18 protein-coding genes and 1 pseudogene are annotated in these 19,726 nt (G+C 58.4%); 12 read left to right on the top strand and 7 right to left on the bottom strand.

What is annotated here, in order from left to right:
* Position 1: 1 nt before the first annotated feature.
* The 6 genes from DXC90_RS06635 to DXC90_RS06610 all read left to right on the top strand — a co-directional run bounded on the left by DXC90_RS06635 (position 2) and on the right by DXC90_RS06610 (position 5,003).
* A complete protein-coding gene (locus tag DXC90_RS06635; RefSeq protein ID WP_117629752.1) occupies positions 2-853 on the top strand; it encodes a sugar phosphate isomerase/epimerase in 852 nt (283 codons plus the stop codon).
* Between the two features lie 62 nt (positions 854-915).
* The gene (locus DXC90_RS06630; RefSeq protein WP_022094440.1) at positions 916-1,884 is read left to right on the top strand and encodes an SIS domain-containing protein; all 969 of its coding nucleotides are present in this window, start codon (positions 916-918) and stop codon (positions 1,882-1,884) included.
* A 13-nt stretch (positions 1,885-1,897) separates the two neighbouring features.
* Positions 1,898-2,761: a PfkB family carbohydrate kinase gene (locus DXC90_RS06625; RefSeq protein WP_035138847.1), complete on the top strand. Its 864-nt coding sequence runs from the start codon at positions 1,898-1,900 to the stop codon at positions 2,759-2,761.
* Positions 2,762-2,883: 122 nt separating this feature from the next.
* Positions 2,884-3,684 carry a fructoselysine 6-kinase gene (gene frlD / locus DXC90_RS06620; protein ID WP_117735292.1) on the top strand — a complete coding sequence of 267 codons (801 nt, stop codon included), beginning with the start codon at positions 2,884-2,886 and terminating at the stop codon, positions 3,682-3,684.
* A 27-nt stretch (positions 3,685-3,711) separates the two neighbouring features.
* Complete coding sequence (locus DXC90_RS06615; RefSeq protein ID WP_233502231.1) at positions 3,712-4,572, top strand: amidohydrolase family protein; 861 nt, start codon at positions 3,712-3,714, stop codon at positions 4,570-4,572.
* A gap of 2 nt (positions 4,573-4,574) precedes the next feature.
* Positions 4,575-5,003: a secondary thiamine-phosphate synthase enzyme YjbQ gene (locus DXC90_RS06610; RefSeq protein WP_117735290.1), complete on the top strand. Its 429-nt coding sequence runs from the start codon at positions 4,575-4,577 to the stop codon at positions 5,001-5,003.
* Between the two features lie 52 nt (positions 5,004-5,055).
* Here DXC90_RS06610 and DXC90_RS09870 read toward each other — a convergent pair.
* Both DXC90_RS09870 and DXC90_RS06605 read right to left on the bottom strand, forming a co-directional pair.
* Positions 5,056-5,121, bottom strand: a pseudogene (locus DXC90_RS09870) (IS3 family transposase); the annotation flags it as partial.
* Positions 5,122-5,436: 315 nt separating this feature from the next.
* Complete coding sequence (locus DXC90_RS06605; RefSeq protein ID WP_233502230.1) at positions 5,437-6,594, bottom strand: IS110 family transposase; 1,158 nt, start codon at positions 6,592-6,594, stop codon at positions 5,437-5,439.
* A gap of 672 nt (positions 6,595-7,266) precedes the next feature.
* Here DXC90_RS06605 and DXC90_RS09760 point away from each other — a divergent pair.
* On the top strand, positions 7,267-7,863 hold the full coding sequence (locus DXC90_RS09760) for an FGGY-family carbohydrate kinase (RefSeq protein ID WP_370446338.1): 597 nt from the start codon (positions 7,267-7,269) through the stop codon (positions 7,861-7,863).
* 79 nt (positions 7,864-7,942) lie between these two features.
* Here DXC90_RS09760 and DXC90_RS06595 read toward each other — a convergent pair whose 3' ends face one another.
* Together DXC90_RS06595 and DXC90_RS06590 are read right to left on the bottom strand one after the other, a co-directional pair.
* A complete protein-coding gene (locus DXC90_RS06595; protein ID WP_117735288.1) occupies positions 7,943-8,725 on the bottom strand; it encodes a TatD family hydrolase in 783 nt (260 codons plus the stop codon).
* Between the two features lie 14 nt (positions 8,726-8,739).
* The gene (locus DXC90_RS06590; protein ID WP_117735287.1) at positions 8,740-9,537 is read right to left on the bottom strand and encodes a ThiF family adenylyltransferase; all 798 of its coding nucleotides are present in this window, start codon (positions 9,535-9,537) and stop codon (positions 8,740-8,742) included.
* 299 nt (positions 9,538-9,836) lie between these two features.
* On the opposite strand from DXC90_RS06590, the gene DXC90_RS06585 reads away from it, so the two are divergent.
* The 3 genes from DXC90_RS06585 to ettA all read left to right on the top strand — a co-directional run bounded on the left by DXC90_RS06585 (position 9,837) and on the right by ettA (position 12,668).
* Positions 9,837-10,115 (top strand): autorepressor SdpR family transcription factor, encoded by a 279-nt coding sequence (locus tag DXC90_RS06585; protein WP_117735286.1) that lies wholly within the window; start codon positions 9,837-9,839, stop codon positions 10,113-10,115.
* The gene (locus DXC90_RS06580) at positions 10,108-10,812 is read left to right on the top strand and encodes an SdpI family protein (RefSeq protein ID WP_117735285.1); all 705 of its coding nucleotides are present in this window, start codon (positions 10,108-10,110) and stop codon (positions 10,810-10,812) included. Before DXC90_RS06585 ends, DXC90_RS06580 begins: the two co-directional genes overlap by 8 nt.
* 176 nt (positions 10,813-10,988) lie before the next feature.
* Positions 10,989-12,668: an energy-dependent translational throttle protein EttA gene (ettA, locus tag DXC90_RS06575; protein WP_117735284.1), complete on the top strand. Its 1,680-nt coding sequence runs from the start codon at positions 10,989-10,991 to the stop codon at positions 12,666-12,668.
* 87 nt (positions 12,669-12,755) lie between these two features.
* Here the strand turns inward: ettA and DXC90_RS06570 are convergent, their stop codons facing one another.
* Positions 12,756-13,472: a UTRA domain-containing protein gene (locus DXC90_RS06570; protein ID WP_117735283.1), complete on the bottom strand. Its 717-nt coding sequence runs from the start codon at positions 13,470-13,472 to the stop codon at positions 12,756-12,758.
* 233 nt (positions 13,473-13,705) lie between these two features.
* On the opposite strand from DXC90_RS06570, the gene treP reads away from it, so the two are divergent.
* Positions 13,706-15,181, top strand: coding sequence for a PTS system trehalose-specific EIIBC component (treP, locus tag DXC90_RS06565; RefSeq protein WP_117735282.1), 1,476 nt, complete (start codon positions 13,706-13,708; stop codon positions 15,179-15,181).
* Positions 15,182-15,274: 93 nt separating this feature from the next.
* Complete coding sequence (locus tag DXC90_RS06560; protein WP_117735281.1) at positions 15,275-16,993, top strand: alpha,alpha-phosphotrehalase; 1,719 nt, start codon at positions 15,275-15,277, stop codon at positions 16,991-16,993.
* Between the two features lie 93 nt (positions 16,994-17,086).
* Here the strand turns inward: DXC90_RS06560 and DXC90_RS06555 are convergent, their stop codons facing one another.
* The gene (locus DXC90_RS06555; RefSeq protein WP_117735280.1) at positions 17,087-18,388 is read right to left on the bottom strand and encodes a hypothetical protein; all 1,302 of its coding nucleotides are present in this window, start codon (positions 18,386-18,388) and stop codon (positions 17,087-17,089) included.
* A gap of 140 nt (positions 18,389-18,528) precedes the next feature.
* Positions 18,529-19,491 (bottom strand): hypothetical protein, encoded by a 963-nt coding sequence (locus DXC90_RS06550; RefSeq protein WP_117735279.1) that lies wholly within the window; start codon positions 19,489-19,491, stop codon positions 18,529-18,531.
* Between the last annotated feature and the right edge of the window lie 235 nt (positions 19,492-19,726).

Raw genomic sequence — 19,726 nt, 5'->3', positions numbered from 1 at the left:
GATGTCTGAATCCAAGCCGACGCTGCGCCGCGAACAGATTGCGGGCATGAATATCCACTACATCATGTGGTCGCTCGATTACTTCCTTGATGTGCAGCAGCGTTTGGGCTTTGAGTCCATTGAGCTGTGGTGTGCGGAGCCGCATGTGACACTCGACCATACGGGCTACTTTGAGGCTGAGGTCCTGGCGAAAAAAGCTGCAGACCGTGGGCTTAGGTATCGTACTCTGTGTCCCGAGAATGTTGTCTATCCTTGGCAGTACTGCGCACGCAAACCGCTGCATGAACAGCGCAGCCTGGCGTACTTTAAGCACGGCATTGAGCTTGCCGAGGTACTTGGGTGCGACCGTATGTCCGTCAACTCGGGCTGGGGCGACTGGGACGAGGACCGCGAGGAAGCCTGGAAGCGCAGCCGCGAGCACTTGTCCATTCTGGCGGAGTATGCCGGCGAGCACGGTCTGGTGCTTACGATGGAAAGCCTGCGTCCCGAGGAGAGCAACCTTGTGACGACGGTTTCCGATGCGAAGCGCATGATTGACGAGGTCGCGAGCCCGTACTTACAGCCCATGGTTGATACAACCGCGATGGGCGTTGCAGGCGAGACGCTTGAGGACTGGTTTGCCGCCTTTGGTGATGGGGCAATTCACGAGATGCACTTTATCGACGGCGACCCGTATGGCCATCTGGTGTGGGGCGATGGCAAGCACGATATGGACGCCTTCGTCGCCACACTCAACGCCCATGGTTTCGACGGCATGCTGGGCCAGGAAATCACGGATGGCCGTTACTACGATGACCCGGCGGCGGCAGATGCCAAGAACATGGCCGCATTCGAGAAATATCTGATTGACTAAAACAACTATCGGCCACGCAGTCAACGTCATTGATTGCGGACTAAACAAGAAAGGAACTGGATATGAACGCACACGATCTGATCAAAGAGGCAATTGCCGAGAAGGGCAAGTTTGACAGCGTCTACTGGATTGCTTGCGGTGGTTCCATGATCGATTTGATCCCGGCTCATGAGCTTCTGCAGCGCGAGGCAACCACCTTCACTTCGTATATCTATACGGCTCGCGAGTTTGATATCATGCGCCCACGCCGCTTGGGTGAGAAATCCCTGGTCATTGCTTGCAGCCACAGTGGCAACACCCCCGAGGTCGTCGAGGGCTGTGAGATTGCCCTTGCTGCCGGCGCTACGGTAATCGCCCAGACCGACAACGCTGGATCCAAGATTGACTCCGGCAAGTGGACCACGTGGGTCTACCCGTGGGGCGAGGGTGTGCCGCAGGCCGAGGTCCCCGCTGGCATTTCGCTGTCGCTTGCGGCAGAGCTGCTCGATCAGCAGGAGGGCTACGCCGATCTTGCCGATATGTATGCCGGTATCGCCGAGATGGATAAGATTCTTCCCCCGGCACGCGAGAAGGTTAATGCCGAGCTGGGCGATCGTTTTGCCAAGCTTTGCCAGGAGCATGAGTTCTTCTATATTCTGGGCAGCGGTCCCAACTTTAGCCAGACCTACGGTTTCGCTATCTGCTCTCTTATGGAGATGCAGTGGCAGCACTGCAGCTACATCCACTCTGCCGAGTACTTCCATGGCCCCTTCGAGGCTACTCAGGATGGCGTTTTTTACTTCCTGCAGATGGGCTCCAGCGAGTGCCGTGCTATGGACGAGCGCGCCCTGGCGTTCCTTAAGACGCATACCGATACGCTGATGGTGCTCGATGCCAAGGAGTACGGTATGGAAGCCGTGCCGGCGAGCGTCCGTGCCTATCTGGACCCGGTGCTGTTCTACGCCATGAACTGCGAGCTGCGTGCCGCACGCGGCAAGGTGTTTGACCATGATCCCGATTTCCGTCGCTACATGGGCGTCGTCGAGTACTAGAGGGGTAAATACCATGGCATTTAACGTTAACGCGCTCGGATTTGGCGACAACGTCGTCGATCGCTACGAGCATATCCACACCATGTATCCTGGCGGCAACGCGGTGAACTTCGCCGTTTATGCCAAGAAATGCGGTGCCGCACGCTCCGCATACATGGGCATTTTTGGCAATGACGCCGCTGCCGAGCATGTCATTGCAAGCCTCGAGGATGAGGGTATCGAACTTGACAAGTGCGAGCAGATGATTGGCGAGAACGGAGCGGCTCGCGTGACCGTCGTTGACGGTGACCGTGTCTTCCTCGGCTCCAACGAGGGCGGTATCCGTGGCGATGCGCGCTATGTCCTCGATCGCTTTGACCTTTCGTACATGAAGCAGTTCGATGTGGTTCATTCGGGCAACTATTGCTTTACCGAGCGCGAGCTGCCCAAGTTGAAGGCTGCGGGCGTCACGGTCTCTTTTGACTTTTCGGACGACTCCACCGACGAGTACTACGAGCAGATTGCGCCCTACGTCGATTTTGCTTTCTTTAGTGCGGCGGATGCCGCGAGTGAGGACGAGATTCGCGAGCGTCTGGCATGGGTGAAGGGCCTGGGTCCGCGTTTTGTGTCGGCTACGGCGGGTGCCGAGGGCTGCATTGCTTACGACGGCGAGCGTTATTACCGCCAGCTGGCTAAACCGGTAACGGACATGAAGGACACCATGGGGGCGGGCGACTCGTTCCTCACCTCATTTTTGATGTGCTATCTCGATTCCGCCAAGCGTGGTGAGGATGGCGCCGAGGCCATCGAGCGCGCGCTCGATTTTGCTGCCGGGTTTGCCTCGACCGTGTGCGGCATGGAAGGCTCTTGGGGCCACGGAGCACCAATCGTCGAATAGCTTAAGAAAGCGTACGGCGGTCTGGCTATGAGGCCTTGGACAGCCGATGCAAAACAATAAGCGAAACGCAAAAAGGGGGGCTCGTTATGTGGTGGGTCCCCTTTTGAACATTGGAGAAGAGTATGGGTATTAAAGCGTGTGCGGCTGGTTTTTGCTGCGCGGACGTCTATCAAAACATCGGCGTGTTCTATCCGACTGGTAACGGCATTGACTGGGGTATCCATCTTGCACGAATGGGCGTTTCGGTATCCGCCGTGTCGGTTGTCGGCAAGGACGAGTACGGAGACAAGATGAGGGAGGCGCTGGCCGCTGAGGGGTTCGATATCTCACACCTGCGGGTGGAGGATGGCGACACTTCGGTGATGCTCATGGCATTGAAAGACGGCGTCGATCGTGTGCATCTCGAAGCAATCGATGGTGTTATGGAGACATATCGACCGAATGAAGATGACCGGGCGTTTATCCTAGAACATGACATCATTCACACCGACCTGTTTGGCAATTGTTTGGACCTCCTGCCCGAATGGCATGATGCGGGCAAGACGGTGGTTATGGACTTCTCGGTGTTCAGCCGGGATCCCGAATATGCCTGCGAGAATCATTTTCCCTACGTTGACTATGCGTTCATGTCGTTTGAAGAGGACACTCCGGAGCTACGAGACTGGGTACGTCACGTGCAGGGATTGGGACCGCGCGTTGCGGTTGCCACGCTTGGCGAGAAGGGAAGCATTGCCTATGACGGTGAGCGCTTCTATGAGTGCGGGATCGTACCGGCGGAGAAGGTCGTTAATACCGTGGGTGCCGGCGACTCGTATATTGCCGGGTTTACCAAGGGCGTGATCGATGGCCTTGATATTCCGGCGTGTATGAAGGCGGGCGCTGAGCTGTCCTCCCGCGTCATCGGCTCTTTTGAGCCGTACTAGGGTCAAATGCCTGGAAAGGAGTACGAAATGGTTATCGACATGTTGGTTCAGCCCATGCTCTACGGCGAGATCTGTACGCCGGGTGATGAGCCCGATGGATTCGGTTTTTGGTCACGAGAATTTGGTATGGGGCATATGGGCCCCATGGATTGGGATGAGCTTCAAGTCGAGATGGACGTCTGCGATGTGCAGAAGAGCGTGCTCATGCCGCTCGATGTAACCACGGCATGCGGAGGGCATTTTGGCACCAATGACCAGATTGCCATGCTGGTTGCCGCGCATCCCGATCGTCTGTGGGGATTTGCGAGCGTAGATCCGCAGGTGAGCGGTGCCGCAGACGAATTGGAGCGCGCCTTTACCGAGTTGAGGGCAAAGGGGCTTTGCCTGCATCCGGCAAAGCAAGGTTTTGCCCCCGATGATGCCGCGGCCGAGCCGCTTTACGAGCTGTGCGAGCGCTATAACAAACCGGTGGTTTTCCATGCCGGTATGTCTTGGGAACCGGGTGCAGAGCTCTCGCGCAGTAACCCGCTTGCATTTGAGCACACAATCGCAACGCATCCAAATGTGCGTTTTAGTTTGACACACTTTGGCTGGCCCTGGGTGCGCGAGACCGTGGCGATGCTGCTCAAGTATCCCAACTGCTACACGGACACCTCTATCACTTACATCGATTCGCCCGAGGAGATGATGCAGCGTCTTTTCACGGTCGATATGGGGCCGCTGTGGTATGAGCGTGCGCTATCGCATCAAGTGATGTTCGCCAGCAATACGCCGCGCTTCCGTGCGTTCAAACTCAAGCGGGCGCTCGATACCGTGTCCATGCGCGATGATGCGCGAGAAAGGCTCTACTGGGGTAATGCCCTGCGTTTTCTTGAAGGGGATGAGTGAACATGGTGACGCTCGAGACATTGAGCTATCTATCGACTGCTCCGGACCAGTTCATCGATATTACCGAAGACGTGCACGCTGCCATCGAGCGCAGCTCGGTGACGAATGGCTTGGCAGCGATTATTTTGTCGCATACGACCTGTGGAATCGTGGTAAACGAGGGGCTGCCCTGCGTGGAGACGGATCTTATGGAGACGCTTGATCGCATCGCCCCACTCGATGCTCCCTATGCGCATGCACATTTCCTGCCGAGCTATGGAGCCACCGGCAACAACTCCTGTGGGCATATCAAGAGCATGATTTGTGGAAACAGTTGCTTCTTTCCCGTCCAAGATGGCCACATCGTGTGCGGAGGTGCCCAGAACATCTATCTTGCGGAGTTTGACGGTCCGCAGAAGCGAAAAGTGTACGTCGAGGTGCTGGGGGAATAACGTTCCTGCAATAATGAGCTGCACCCCAAAACTTGGACGGCTTAAATAAGAACTACGCCGCAAGGGACTGGCTCCGGAACTCCTCCGGGGTCAGTCCCTTCAGTTTAGTCTGCGTCCTCTGTCAGGTGATCCGTTGTATTATCCGGGTGGAATCGTATCGCGGGTCGTGGAGGCCGCCAAGCGCAGTTCACGCGCTGCATTTTTTGCGGTGCCTGGGCCGGTGATCTCGGGCTGATTAACCGAGATTATGCTAACAACATGCGTCGCAAGGCGGCGCTGCGCTTGGACGACCTTAAGCTTTTTCACTTCATCACGAGCGGGGGGTGTTCCTATAGTTTTGTCAACTGGGAAATGCTCTCCGTGCGACCGGATCGCGGCATGCTGACGCCAAGCCATTAGGCCGGTGGGCTTCAGTCTGCTCGGTGCGTTTCGGCTAGGCTGCGTAAGGCACCCTGTCTCGCATGACCGCGTAGATGACCTTCAGTCTCTTTCGCGCCAGCGCCTTGAGCGCCTTGCCGTGCGACATGCCCCGCTCTCGGCACCTGGTGTAGTAGTCGCCCCATCTCCCCTCTGTCCGGGTAAGGCAGTTGCATGAGAATATGAGCAGGTTCTTCAGCCTCTTGTTGCCTTGGCGCGATGCCGTCACCGAGGAGATCGAGGTTCCCGACTGGCGGTTGCGCGGCGCCAGGCCGCAGTACGACGCGAGCCTGTCGTGACTGGGGAAGTCTTCGATGTCGATGGAGATCGCAAGCTCGGAAGCGGTTTTGGGCCCGATGCCCGGCACCGTCAGGAGGCATCGGTAGGTATCGTCGCCCTCGAGCAGGGCGGAGATCTCCGCCGTGATCGCCTCGATCTCCGCCGAGTTCTCGGATATCCTGCGCGCGAGCAGTTTCACCGCCCGGTCCTCGGCGGCGACGACCGACGCATCCGGCCTTGTCGAGGAGGTTGTCGAGCGGACGAGGGCCTCGATCTTACCGCGCGCCGCCCCACGCGTGAGCGCCGCCGCCCTGCGGGGCCCGGCGTCGGCTACCGACCAGGCCCCGCCGAGGGATGCCATGAGCCTCAGCTGGCACCCGTCGGACAGGTCGACCAGTGCCTCGAAGGCGGGGCACGATTCCAGCAGGATGCTGCGCAGCCGGTTCTTATTCCTAGTGTTCTCGCAGGTCAGGAAGTTCCTCTGGGCGGCCAGCGCCCTCGCCGCCGCAATTGTCGGACCTGGGTCTCCGACCGGCAGGAGCGCGTCGGGGATGCCGAGCGCCGTCTTCGCGATGACCATCGCGTCTCGCTCGTCGGTCTTGGCGTCGCCGGCGAAGAGCCTGGCGGCCCCGTGCGCCGCGAGTCCCGGCAGGTACGCCGCCGACATCCCGGCCGCCCTGGCGCGGGCGAGCGCGAGGGCGCCTATGTTGCGCGACTGGTCGACGACCACGAGCGCATCGGGGAAGCGGCCGAACAGCGAGTCCAGGTCGTCCTCCCTGTTCGCGACGGGGGTGCTCAACAGCACCTCGCCATCTCGAGTCGCGACGCATGCCCAGTGGGACGATTTCCCGACATCGAGCCCGATGACGGCTTCCGGCATTCTAATTGGTGCCACGGTGGTATCCTCCAATCGGTAGGCCGATCGGAACCCCTCCCCGCGACACCCACATTACCTGGCCGTGGCGCTTGCGCCCGGCAGTTTCCTATCAGTCGTCCGGAGCGGCGAGCGCCCCCGGTGGCAACACCCCCCGGGCCCTCTACGGGGCAGGGGCAGACGGCCATCCGGAGGCGCCCGATCGGCGGCCCCTCGGGGCTTGCCCGTATCGTAGGCAATGCGCCGAATGCTCGCCATCGAAATTTATCGATGGCCTATTTCAGACTGTAATGGGGGGTATCTCAACGACCGCTCGACTGTGGACGTTGCCGATTCACTTCTCCTTAATTGCCTACCGGATGCGATGGTCGTCGGCGGTTCGGCTGCCGGTCGTGGCGCTTCGGGCGAGCTTGCCGATGAGGTCCGCGAGCGTCGCAGCGTGCGGCTGAGGCGACGGGGCTCGCGGCGGGGACACCTGTCTTAGTGGGAACGGGCGACTCTGGTGCCGAGGCCATTTCGACGGGTGTATTCCGTCCCGGCGATATGATGGTTCAGTTGGGGAGCACGGCGTATTTCATCTACTTAGCTGATCATATGGTCGATGATGCCCGCCTGTGGTCAGGGACGTTTATCATTCCCGGAACTTACGGGATCTGCGCGGGGACCAATACGGCGGGTGTGCTCGCATCGTAGCTGCGCCAAGAGCTGTATTGCGACGCCGTAGAGGCCGAGGGCCACGGTGGCCCCGATGCATATTCGGTTATGGCGCATGATGCCGCCGATGTGGCGCCGGGTGCCGATGGGCTCCTGTGTCTGCCGTACTTTACGGGGGAGCGTACTCCGCTCAACGGTCCCGAGGCACGCGGCGTCTTCTTTGGCCTGACCGGAAGGCATACGCGAGCCCATATGGTTCGCGCCGCCTTGGAAGGCGTCGCGTATACCGTTGCATCCCATGTCGACATTATCGAGCGAGAGCATGGGCTGCCAATTGGGCGCATTATGCTTGTCGGAGGTGGAACCAAGAATCCAGTTTGGATGCAAGCTATCGCCGACGTATGTGGGCGCGAGGTCTCGGTTGCCAAGGTTACAGTGGGCGCATGCTTCGGTGATGCCATCATGGCAGCTCTCGCAGGTGGCGCCCATGCATCATGGGATGAGCTCGCCCAAGTCCTTGGCGTTGCGCAAACAATCGTGCCCGATATGGCTGCCCGCGAGTTATATGCGTCGCGCCGCCATATCTTTGACGAATTGTATGCGCGCAACCGTGATCTCATGCATGAATTGGTGTAATGCTGCCGAATTGTACTGCCTTCCAATAGGGACTGCGTGGTGCGATTCGCATGTCCCTTGGCATTTTTTCCCACAGGGGTTAGCGAAGGTCAAAAACAGAGTGCGCATTTGCTAAAACTGCCGACTCGATGCGCTTTGCGTCACAGTCTTTGAGCGAGGCGATGCGTTCTGAGGTTCTTGTGAGCGATTTGATGAGCGATTGCGCGCTTGTTTCTGCGTTTGGCTCGGCCGGCGCATCGGTCTCGAGCAGTAAACGATCGAGTGGAATCTGCCGGGCATATTCGCGTCCACGTTTAGACGCAAGCATGCGTTCGTTGACGGAAAAATTACAGCCCGCATTACGCGCGCGGGCGAGTTCGTCCGAAGTGCCGCTAAACCAGTGGAAGATGATAGCGGGGGAGTTGGAGTTTGGGATGAGTAGTCCATGCGATTCGAGGACGTCCAGTACGGCTCCTGCCGAACGAACGGCGTGAATTGATATTACGCGCCCGGTAAGAGGATGCTGCACGAGCGCATCGCAGAGTCGGTCAAATGCCTGTATTTGTAGCGGCTCACTTCCAGCAAAGCGCGCGGAAAGGTCGAGTCCGACTTCGCCGATGTAGCGCTCTTGGACGGCAATTTGACAGAGCAGGTCAATTTCTGCGTTGCCGCATCGCCCGTCGGCGAGCCACCAGGGATGGAGGCCGATACCCTTGATGACGGTAGGAGGGCGACGGGTTCGCCCATGTGCGCTAGCGAAGTCGCGTGGATCGACGCCGCAATCAAATAGACCCAAGCCCAGCGCCGTTGCCTCATCGGCAACGGCGTCCGGGTGAGCCATCAAATCAAGATGGCAGTGTGCATCAAATAACCGGGGCTCCATCTCGGCGCACTCCGCTAGTCCAGGCGTTGGCCGTCGGCGCGCACACGCTCGGTGCCGCGTCCACTGATCTGGCGGATAACCTCGCCGGCGATCATCTGGCCCATGATGGGCGGCATAAAGCTCGCGGTTCCCAGCTCGGTACGCTCGTGGATGTTGGAAGGGTCGCGAGGCTGTGTCTTAACCGATTCCTCGCAGCTAAACAACACGCGAAGGCTCTTGATGCCACGCTTTTTGCACTCTTTGCGCATGATGCGGCTCATAGGGTCGCGCACGGTGTCAAAAATGTCGGCAAAACGCAGGCATTCGGGGTGGAGCTTGTTGGCCCCGCCCATGGAGCTAACCAAATGAATGTCGTGGTCCTGAGCATATTTGGCAATGGTGAGCTTGGCCGAGATGGTGTCGATGGCGTCGACGACGTAGTCGAGCTTGCCGTCCGTCTGCTCCAAAACACTTGCGAAGAACTCATCGATGTTGTCGCTCAACAGGTATTCGGTACGTTTGATGACAGCGGCGGCGGGGTTGATGTCGTTGATCATGGCTTCCATTACATCCACTTTGCGCTTGCCGATGGTGCTGTGAAAGGCGATAGCCTGGCGGTTGATGTTGCTGGGCGCGATGATGTCCTTGTCCAAGATCACAAAATGACCGATGCCGCCACGGGCAAGTGCCTCGCAGCAGTTGGAGCCCACGCCGCCGCAGCCAAGCACCAGCACCGTGGCGTTGGCGAGTTTATCGAGCGCCTCGCGGCCCATGATAATCTCGAGCTTGGTGTCGCGTGTCTCGACGGGAGCTGCAGCTGCGGTTTCGGTCATAGATATCCTCCGATGGGGAAGCGGGTCGTGTTTTGGCTATCGCCATTATAGGTATTATCGCGATTCCATTTGAGCCCTAGGGGTTTGTTGAAACGAGACCGGGATTCGCATAAGATGAAGCAGGTGGCACCCGTTGCCGCGGGTTGGCCAACTCCCAAACACGTTTGTAGCGTGAGAAGTGGCCGTCTTCGCATTACGCGGGGGCAGCTATTTTTTTGAGTATAAGATTAGATAGTTAGACAAATATCTAAATATTGAGTATAGTGTGCGCGTCGAACGAAATACTGAGAGGAGGTCCTATGCCGGGAGAGGGTTTTAAAGCGCTGGCCGATCCTACACGGCGTCACATTTTGGAACTGTTGCGCGAGGGCAATTGTACGGCCGGAGAGCTTGCCGAGCATTTTGACATCAGCAAACCGTCATTGAGCCATCATTTGGCGACGCTTAAAAACGCTGGGTTGGTGACCGACGAGCGTCATGGTCAAAACATCGTATACAGCTTAAACACCACTGTCATGCAGGACTTGATTGGCTGGTTTATGAGCTTTAGAAACACTGAAGGTGGTAAGGATGAATAACGAAAACAAGGGCATTCACGCCACGGGGGTATCGCCGCGCGTGTGGGCCGTGCTCGTGGTGCTGTGCGTTGCCAATGTCGCGGCACACCTTATGGTGATGCCGAGCTTGCCTGCGCAGATTCCCGCGCACTGGGGAGCGAGCGGCGCCGTTAACGGTTGGGGTCCCAGTTGGATGGCCTCTGCGCTCGGCGCACTGCCGCTGGTGCTTTTGGCGGTGTTCTACGTGGTGCCGCGCATCGACCCCAAGGGCGAGGCGTATCGGACTTCGGGCAAGTTCTATCAGGGTTTCGTAATCGCCTTCACGCTGGCCATGTGTGCCATAAGCTGGCTGGGGGAGCTTACCGTATGGGGTGTGGTGCCTGCTGCTGGCACGGTCAATTTGCTGGTATCGGGCGCTATCGGTTTGCTCTTTATTGGAATGGGCAACTACCTGCCGCGTGTGAAGCAAAACTACACGCTGGGCATCAAGACGCCTTGGGCGCTTGCCGACCCCGAGAACTGGCGCCGTACACAGCGTTTTGGTGGCGCCTGCTTTATGGTGCTGGGCGTTGGTCTGATTGTGATGGGTGTAGCGGGCAGCGTGCTATCGAGTGAAGTCGTCGCCACAGTGATCGCGGTGCTGGCGTTTGGATTGGCCGGAGCTGCCTACGTCTACTCGTATCTGCTGTGGCGCAAGTCTCAGCGGGCTGTTCGCTAAGGTTGCGGAAAACTAGCGTACGCAGTTCATATTTTGTTCCGGGGGACTTTTCCCAGGTAGTATTAGGGGGTGTGGGCGACCATGCCCCCTTTTATTAGAACGCGCGGATTGCCCCCCGCTTTTCCAAAACGGACAGGGGGAGAAGATTTCCGCAGCTAGATAAGGAGAAACGGACATTGGCTGAGTTCATTTACAGCATGTATCAGGCTCGCAAGGCCCATGGCGACAAGGTGATCCTTGACGACGTGACCCTGAGCTTCTATCCCGGTGCCAAGATCGGCGTCGTGGGCCCCAACGGCATGGGCAAGTCGACCCTGCTCAAGATTATGGCTGGCATCGAGGAAGTTTCCAACGGCGATGCCAGGCTCACCCCCGGCTACACCGTAGGAATCCTGCAGCAGGAGCCGCCGCTCGACGACGACAAGACCGTCATCGAGAACGTGCGCATGGCGTTTGGTGACATGATCGCCAAAGTCGATCGCTTCAACAAGATCGGCGAGGAGATGTGCGACCCGGATTGCGACATGGACGCCCTCATGGCCGAGATGGGCAAGCTCCAGGACGAGATCGACGCCGCCGACGGTTGGGATATCGATTCCAAGCTCGGCCAGGCCATGGACGCCCTGCAGCTGCCCGATTCTGACATGCCGGTTAACGTGCTTTCCGGCGGCGAGCGCCGCCGCGTGGCCCTGTGCAAGCTGCTGCTCGAGGCTCCCGACCTGCTGCTGCTTGACGAGCCCACGAACCACCTGGACGCCGAGTCGATCCTGTGGCTCGAGCACTTCCTGCATAACTATCAGGGCGCTGTGCTTGCCGTCACGCATGACCGCTACTTCCTGGATAACGTCGCCGAGTGGATCTGCGAGGTCGACCGCGGCCACCTCTACCCCTACAAGGGCAACTACTCCACGTATCTGGAGACCAAGGCCGCGCGTATCGAGGCTCAGGGCAACCGCGATGCCAAGCTCGCCAAGCGCATGGAGGCCGAGCTCGAGTGGGTGCGCAGCTCGCCCAAGGCCCGCCAGGCCAAGAACAAGGCCCGTCTGGCTCGCTACGAGGAGATGGAGGCCGAGGCCCGCGCAAGCCAGAAGCTCGACTGGACCGACATCCGCATCCCTGTGGGTCCGCGTCTGGGCAACAAGGTGCTCGAGGCCCATCACCTGCACAAAGAGTTCGACGGCCGCGTGCTCATCGACGATCTTTCGTTCACCCTGCCGCGCAACGGCATCGTGGGTGTGATCGGCCCCAACGGCGTCGGTAAGACCACGCTGTTCAAGACGATTGTGGGTCTGGAGCCGCTGACTTCGGGCGAGCTCGAGGTGGGCGAGACCGTCAAGATTTCCTACGTCGACCAGAACCGTTCCGGCATCGATCCCGATAAGAACCTATGGGAGGTCGTCTCGGACGGCCTGGACCACATGATGGTCGGCGAGACCGAGGTTCCGAGCCGCGCTTATGTGGCGAGTTTTGGCTTTAAGGGCCAGGACCAGCAGAAGCGCGCCGGTGTGCTCTCCGGTGGCGAGCGCAATCGTCTGAACTTGGCGCTTACGCTCAAGCAGGGCGGCAACCTGCTGCTCCTCGACGAGCCCACGAACGACCTCGACGTCGAGACGCTGTCCTCGCTCGAGGCAGCGCTGCTCGAGTTCCCGGGCTGCTCGGTGGTCATTAGCCACGACCGTATGTTCCTGGACCGCGTCGCCACGCACATTCTGGCGTGGGAGGGCACCGACGAGAATCCGGGCAACTGGTATTGGTTCGAGGGCAACTTCGAGGCCTATCAGGCCAACCGCATCGAGCGCCTGGGCGAGGACGCAGCTCAGCCGCATCGCATCCACCGCAAGCTGACGCGTGACTAGGTTTATTGCTGGTTTGGTTACGTAACATCGCAGATGCGTAGTAATAACGGCTCAAATCCGGGTTTGGATTTGAGCCGTTTTTCGCTGCTACTTGCGTCGAGCGATGTCATGAAAGACAAAGTAGTCGGGGCGGTGTCGCGAACAGGTGTATTCGAACATTTCTCCGGCGGCGGTAAAGACTTGGTTGGACATAACGGCCATGTAGCAGCCTTCGGGAAGGTCCAACAGCTCATAGTCGCGCTTGGTGGCGGGTTCGACGGTTATTTCGCGACGGCTTTGGGCAATCTTAAGGCCAAGGTCCTGCTCGAGATATCGATAAATGGAGCTTGAGGCCTTATCGGCATCGAGCCCCTGTACGTCGCTTGCCAAAAAATAGCTTTCATCGTGAATGACTGGGCAACCGGCTATGGAACGAACGCGCTCGAGATGAATGAGATCTGACCCGATTTCAAACCCTGTTCTGTGGGCTGCCTTTTCGGTGGCTTTGACTTGCTCAAAGAGCGTCACCTTTGTTTCGGAATCAAGCTCCAGGCGCCTGATGGATTCGTCGTATGTCTCGATGCCGCCAACTTCAAAGAGGGCGCGGCTTCGCGGGCGCCAGATGACGCGGACACCCTTGCCATGGATCGGCTGCACCAACCCCTCGTCGGCGAGAGCCGTGAGGGCGCGTCGAAGTGTGTTGTGCGAGCACTCGTATTTTTGGACGAGTTGGGCCTCGGAGGGGAGAAACGACTGAAAAGGATACGTTCCCTCAAGAATGTCGCCTTTGATATCGGTGTAGATGCCTTGCCAGATGGCCTTCATAGCTGTCCTTTGAATCATTTAAATAAGTTGTATTTCAGTATACCGTTCGAATCCGATGCTCTCCGTTCGCAGTGAAAAATCGACCGTTCAGCAACTTATTCAAATAAGTCAAGAAACGTAGAACCAATCTGGCTAAACTAGTTGCTGTCAAACAACTTATTCAAATAAGTTGTCATTTAAAGGCGGGTGGGCCACCTACAGTGTTCTGTTGAAAAGCGCAGAAGGAGGAACGCATGGGTAAGTATGCGGACGACGCGACCAAGCTGCTCGAGCTGGTGGGAGGCAAGGACAATATTGCCGCTGTGAGCCACTGTATGACGCGTATGAGGTTTGTCCTCAACGATGAATCGAAGGCCGACGTGCCGGGTATCGAGGCGCTTCCCTATACCAAGGGCAGCTTTACGCAGGCTGGGCAGTTCCAGGTCATAATTGGTAACGACGTCAAAGCCTACTATTCGGAGTTTACTGAGATCGCCGGAATCGAGGGCGTGAGCAAGGACGCAGCCAAGGCTGCCGCCGTCCAAAACCAGAGTCCCATTCAGCGCGCCATGACGGTTATCGCCGAGGTATTTGCACCCATCATTCCCGCTGTTATCGTCGGCGGCCTCATTCTCGGTTTCCGCAATTGCATCGATTCTTTGTATGTGTTTGGCGACGGTACGCAGACGCTCGTGCAGCTGAGTCAATTTTGGGCTGGCGTCGACAGCTTTTTATGGTTGATTGGCGAGGCGGTCTTCCATACTGGCATTCCAGTAGGCATCTGTTGGTCGGTCACCAAAAAGATGGGTGGCACGCCTATGCTCGGTATCGTTTTGGGTTTGACGCTTATCTCCGGGCAGCTTCTTAACGCCTATTCCGTTGCCGGCACGCCGGCTGATCAGATTCCGCAGTGGGACTTTGGCTTTGCCCAGGTCAATATGATCGGCTATCAGGCGCAGGTCATCCCCGCGATTCTCGCCGCAGTTACACTTGGCTTCTTGGAGCGTTTCTTCCGCAAGATCACGCCCGAGGTCGTCTCGATGATCGTCGTTCCATTCTGCAGCCTGCTGCTTGCCGTCATGGCCGCCCACTTTGTCCTTGGACCCATTGGCTGGTGGCTCGGTAGCGGTGTCTCCGCCATCATTTACGCCGGCATCACCGGCCCGTTCCGCGCCCTGTTCGGCGCTCTCTTTGGTGCGTTTTATGCGCCGCTGGTTATTACCGGCCTGCACCACATGTCTAACGCCATCGACCTGCAGCTGATTGCCGATTTTGGTGGCACTATGCTTTGGCCTATGATCGCGCTTTCCAATATCGCACAAGGCTCGGCTGTATTGGGCATGGCGTACCTGCAGCGTTCCAACGATCGTGACCAGCAGGTAAATATCCCCGCCATCATCTCTTGCTACCTGGGTGTTACCGAGCCTGCCATGTTCGGCGTCAACCTTAAGTACACGTTCCCGTTTGTGTGTGCCATGATCGGCTCCTCCCTTGCTGGTCTTTTGAGCGTGGTGACAAACTGCACCGCAAACGCTGTTGGCGTCGGTGGCCTGCCGGGAATCCTTTCGATGCAGCCTGACAGCTGGGCGATGTTTGCGGTTTGTATGCTCATCGTGCTGGTCGTTCCTTTTGTTCTAACGGTTATCGTGGGCTCCAAGAAAGGCATTCGCGAGGAGGCCGAGGCCAGTGCCGCCGAGATTTGCGCGGAGTTGGCCGCTCAGGATAAGTAACCCTACGAGCAGTAACCCTACGAGCGCCGCGGCGGCTTTGTTCGTCAGCGGTGCTCGCGTATTTCACATTTCCTGTTGGAGGGAGGACGAGCGATGCTTGATATCAGCAATAAGGTCGTGTACCAAATCTATCCCAAGAGCTTTAACGATTCTAATGGTGACGGTTGGGGCGATCTGCCCGGCATCACGCAAAAGCTCGATTACCTCAAGCAGCTTGGTATCGATTACCTCTGGATAACCCCATTTTTTGTCTCGCCGCAAAAGGACAACGGCTACGACGTGGCCGATTACCGAAGCATCGATCCGCGATTTGGAACCATGGAGGAGTTCGAAGAGCTTTCGCGCGAGGCGCATGCGCGCGGCATCGGCCTTATGCTCGACATGGTATTTAACCATGTTTCGAGCGAGCATGAGTGGTTTCAGCGCGCCATCGCGGGCGACAAGCGCTACCAGGACTACTTTATTTTTGAAGAGGGGATACCGCGCGAACCTCCCTGCAACTGGGATTCGAAGTTTGGCGGTCCCGCCTGGACCTGGGAACCTCATGTTGGCAAATGGTACCTGCACCTATTCGATCCGGGCCAACCCGACCTCAACTGGAAAAATCCTGAAGTGAGGCATGAGGTTGCCGATGTCTTGCGTTTTTGGCGCGAGAAGGGCGTTGACGGCTTTCGCTTCGACGTAATCAATCTAATCGATAAGCCAGATTCATGGGAAGACGACTACGAGGGCGATGGTCGCCGCTTTTACACGGACGGTGCGCGTGTGGACAGCTACATCCAGGAGCTGGTGCGTGAGGGCGGCATCGAGGGCATGATGACGGTCGGAGAGATGAATTCGACGGGCCTTGAGGCTTGCATTCGATATACGCAGCCTCAAAACCACGAGCTCGCTATGACCTTCAACTTCCATCATCTTAAGGTCGATTTTGAGAACGGGAGGAAGTGGGTAAACAAGGCTCCTGACTTCGCGCTGTTGCAAAAGACTCTTGCCGCCTGGCAGGAGGGTATGCAGGCGGGCGGTGGTTGGAATGCCGTGTTCTGGGACAATCACGACCAGCCACGTGCCCTTTCGCGTTTTGGGACCGACGGTTCCCTGCGCATTCCCGCGGCAAAGATGCTCGCGCTCTTTATGGACCTGTTGCGCGGCACGCCCTATATCTATCAAGGTGACGAGCTGGGCTCGACCAACGCACACTTTACGAGCATCGAAGAGTTCAACGATGTCGAGAGCCGCAACTATTACCGCATCTTGCTCGAGCAGGGAAAGGCACCCGAAGAGGCGCTCGCGATCATCAACATGCATTCGCGCGATAACGGCCGCCTGCCTATGCAGTGGAATGGCGAGGTGCACCATGGTTTTTCGATCGCTGAGCCTTGGGTTCCGATGGCTCGCGATGCGAAGGATTGTAGCCAAGATGAGATAACGGCGGAGCTCGAAGTGGGCGTTTCGAATTCTATTTTTGAGTTCTATCGTCAGGTGAATGAGCTGCGGCACGAGTTGCCTGTGGTGGCGACGGGCAAGGTCCGTTTTGTTGACGCGGACAGTGCGCCCGTGCTCGCGTATGGGCGATTTGGCAATCTTCCTGTCGGAGAGCCCTATGATGCGTCGGTGGCGACGATCGAAGACATGTCCGTGCCTGGATCGATGCTTGTGGTTGCCAATTTCTTCGATGGTATGAGCGAAGTGGGCCCGGAAGTCCGGGAACTGCTGGCTCAAGGGGAGTGGGACGTGCTGCTGCACTCGTATGGGGATGTTGAGGACCTGCAGGCGCTTCGCCCCTTTGAGGGATATGCGCTCATTCGTAAATAAGCGCATGGGTATTGTGTCCATTTGCAGCTGAGTGCGGCCTGATTGGCACAATTAAACGGCTCAAATCCTGATTTGGATTTGAGCCGTTTGTCGTTACTGCTCGGGTTCTTCGATTTTATCGATGGTCCAGGCGGCTCCGAGACCGCCGGTGGTGTTGCGGCGGATGCGTACGGTAACCTCGCGGCGTTCGCCGTCCTGCGTGTAGCGCAGCGGGAAACTCGCTCGGTTGCGCGCGACGTCGATGGTGCCGCGCTCGCGGGCGATCCAGTAGTACTCGCCGACAATGCCGAGGGTATCGGCGCCGTAGGGGAGATAGGTCGACAGCTGGTGCAGCAACGGACCGGGGCAGAAGACCTCGGTTGCGATATCGATGGGGAAGTCCTCGGGGATGGTCGGTGCTGTGGGTGCGGGGGCTGGTGGCGTGGCCGGTGCAGGGGCCCGCCCATCGACGGGCGCCATCCCGGGCGCGGACGCGGGTTCGGCAGCGGACACGGGTTCGGGGTCCGCTTTCGGCATCGCCGCGGAATCTGTGGACTCGACGGTAGCGGGTGCATCTGTGGGCATGGTGTCGACCTCGACTTGCGGAGCGTTCTCATGCTCGACGCTCGGCTTTGTCTCAACCGGCGTGGAAGCCATGGTGGTGATACCTGCGTTGGCGTTCTCGGGGTCATAGACGACCGTGAGCGAGATGGCGGGCTGCGGCGTCTCGGGCTCCGGTGTCGCCTCGGTAGCGTTTTGATCTGCGGGCTCGTCAGACTGACCGTCCTCGGCATTGTCGCCAAAGACATCGCTATTCTGGAACACGGGCGCCTCGGGTTGGCCAGCCGTCTCTTCGATTGTCGACGTGGGAGTCTCGTTGAGCTCAACAGTGGCTTCCTGATCAGACATGGCTTCGGAATCAGTTGTGGTGGCGATTTCGGTTTCGGCTTCTGCCGTCACCTCGATAGCGACTTCGATCTCTGTCTCGGGCTCGGGTTCCGGCACGGCTTCAACCATGGCTTCTGGCTCGGTGCGCTTTACGTGCTTGGGGCGCACGGCCTTGAGGTCCTTCTCACCGCGCTTTTTCTTTTTGTAGGACTGCTTGGCGCCCTTGACTGCCTTGGGCTTGTCCTCGCCCTTGGCAAGTGCGACATCCCAGGCCTCGTTTGCGATGACCGTGGCATACAGGCGACCGCCCTTAAAGACGGTCAGCTTAATGCAGTCGTCAAGCTCCTCGAGCAACTCGCGCGTGGACTCAAAGCCCAGGTCGTAGGCCGTCATATCGCCCGCGGCGAGTGCCTCCTCGACCTGCGTCATAAACGTTTGCTTGCCGCATCCAATCGCATCGCGTAGCAGTCGATACAGATAGATGTGGTTGCCCAGCGAAAGCGTGGGCCTAACTATTGTCTTGCTCATGGCAAATCTCCTCTTTACACATGTAAAGCATCTTACCATCGCATAGCGTTCGCCATGGCGGCGCCCAAGGCAAACGGGCGCGAACCGCTGTCGATTCGCGCCCGTTATACAGGTCGGTTATCTATGAGAGGCAAATGTGCTTAGTTGCCCGATGCCGTGCCTTGGCTCGAGTTGTCGGATGCCGTGCCGGACGCGGTTCCGCTCGAGCTGTTCGAGCTGTTGGTGTTGCTGCTGTCTGCTGCGCCCGTTCCCGAAGTACTGTCGCTCGTCTGGCCGCCCGTGCTCGGCTGTGAACCGTCAGTCGTTTGGCTTGAGTCGGTCGTGCCGGACGGCGTGCTGCTGTTGGCCGAAGAGGAATCGGTGCCCTGCGATTGGTTTTGGGTGTTCGAGGACGAATTGGCAGAGGTAGAACTGTCTTGCGTATCGTCCGTCTGTGCCTGCTGATCCTGCGACTGGGTGTTGCCATTTGCATCGCTCTCGGTCGTGCGCGACGAAAGGATCGGCTCGGGACGCTCGCCCAGACCCTCACCGGCAGTGGTGATAAGGATGGCGCCGGCGCAGGCGATGACCGCGACGATGGCGATAGCGATCGAGAAGATGATGACCTTCTTTTGCGTCTGGCTGCGCTCAGCCGCCGCCTTGGCGCGCAGGCTGTTGGGAGCGACGCGCGCCGTGGTCGCGCGTCCCGCAACCTGGCGCATCTCCTGCGTGGTTGCGGCGCCACCTAGGTGCTCCTCGACATTGGGCTCAACGGGCTCGTAGGCGCCGGTAGGGTAGTCGACAACGGCATGCGTGCCCTTGATTGCTTCGGCGCTGGCGGAGATAAAGTGGCGATAGACCTGCGAGGACACAACAGTGATGACTGAGCTCACAGCGGCACCAATCACCGAGCCGGCAATGCCGATCTTTGAAGCAAGCGCCACGCTCGTGGCGGCAGCTGCGGCGCCGGCGATGATCTGGGGAATGGAAATGTCGTCGAACAGGCCCTTTTTGGGCGCGATGGCCATGGTCTGTCCGATGGAATGGTTCTCGTGCACGCCGTTGTTGAGCGATGCCGGCGTCATGACGCGCGTGCGCGGCGCGTCGGTATATTCAGTCGTCATACGGGGTCCTCCCGGTTCGTTTAGTGCTGCGACAGGTTGTTCAGCCCTCAGGGTACCCAGTCGGTGTGAACCGGAGATGGATTCGCCCGCAACACCATCAACTCACCAAAGCGCGAAACTTCTCCTCAGGCTGATCGAATGAAGACGGGGCGAATCGTTCGGATGTCGAAAGGAAGGTTGACCGGATTTGATATCCCGTGGAATAATCGGGCTCGCGGCGCTGTTGCTTGCGCCG

Source organism: Collinsella sp. TF09-1AT, from assembly GCF_003436895.1.
Lineage (GTDB): Bacteria > Actinomycetota > Coriobacteriia > Coriobacteriales > Coriobacteriaceae > Collinsella.
Note: the sequence above shows the minus strand (reverse complement) of the source record. Positions and strands in the feature narration are given on the sequence as shown.